This window comes from Bradyrhizobium sp. SHOUNA76, assembly GCF_023006445.1.
In the GTDB taxonomy this organism is placed as follows: domain Bacteria; phylum Pseudomonadota; class Alphaproteobacteria; order Rhizobiales; family Xanthobacteraceae; genus Bradyrhizobium.
Genome location: NZ_JALBHA010000966.1, coordinates 1 through 984, shown reverse-complemented (window position 1 = coordinate 984; position 984 = coordinate 1). Strand labels below are relative to the sequence as shown.

Sequence of the window (984 nt, the reverse complement as noted above, 5' to 3'; positions counted from 1 at the left end):
ATCGGGCGCGTCGCCGCCGCGCCGATCCTGTTCGACGCCTTCGCCCGCACCGGCAAGACGCTGGCCCCCTTACCGAAGCCGCCGAGGGGAACCCTGGTTGCCAGCAATGCCAAGCTGCCGTTGCCGCTGAAGCGGTTCCGCCCCGTAGGGGAACTTGTGCGGACCGGCCGCGAGCAGGCGCTGCACATTCAGTTTCCGCTGAACGGCTCGCGGATCGATGTCGATCGCTCCGGAGGGCAGGAGAGCGCAGCGATGCCGGTCAAGGTCGCCGGCGGCGTTCTGCCCATGACCGTCATGGTTAACGGCACGGCGCTCGGCGAGATCAACGGCCGCCGCCAGCGCCTGATCGATCCGCCAGGTCCCGGCTTTGCGCGGCTCACGGTGATCGATGCCACGGGCGCCGCGGACACAGTCGTCATTCGAATTCAATGAGCCCGGCTTAAGCGGTTGTGGCGATGGCGGTTTCAGCGTAAGCGGAACCAATGGCCGAGACCTACCCAAGCCCTCGTTTTGGAGCTCCCCGCGAGTCGAAATCGCCTGCAAATCCAGGCAGCGGGCTCGTACGCATGCTCGATGTCGTCACGGCAAGCCATGCGCGCGCGGTCGGCTTCCTCGTGCTCTGCGCGCTGCTGCTGTTCCTGCCGGGCTTCTTCACCATCCCGCCGATCGATCGCGACGAGGCGCGGTTCGCCCAGGCCACCAAGCAGATGGTCGAAAGCGGCGACTACGTCGACATCCGCTTTCAAGAGGACGTCCGCTACAAGAAGCCGGTCGGCATCTACTGGTTGCAGTCGGCGGCGGTCGAGGCAGCATCGGCACTCAAGCTGCCGAAGGCCGAATTGCGCATCTGGGTCTACCGGCTGCCGTCGCTGCTGGGGGCGATCGGCGCAGTGCTCATGACCTATTGGGCCGCGCTCGGCTTCGTCACGCGGCGCGCCGCGGTGCTGGCGGCGCTGATGATGTGCGCTTCGGTGCTGCTCGGCG

General features: G+C 66.9%; 1 protein-coding gene and 1 pseudogene. Both read left to right on the top strand.

The features are described from left to right. A pseudogene (locus MOV74_RS39015) lies at window positions 1–432 on the top strand (penicillin-binding protein 1C); the annotation flags it as partial. A 50-nt stretch (window positions 433–482) separates the two neighbouring features. Beyond that, on the top strand, window positions 483–984 hold a 502-nt coding region (locus MOV74_RS39010), incomplete at its 3' end, for an ArnT family glycosyltransferase (protein WP_404979238.1).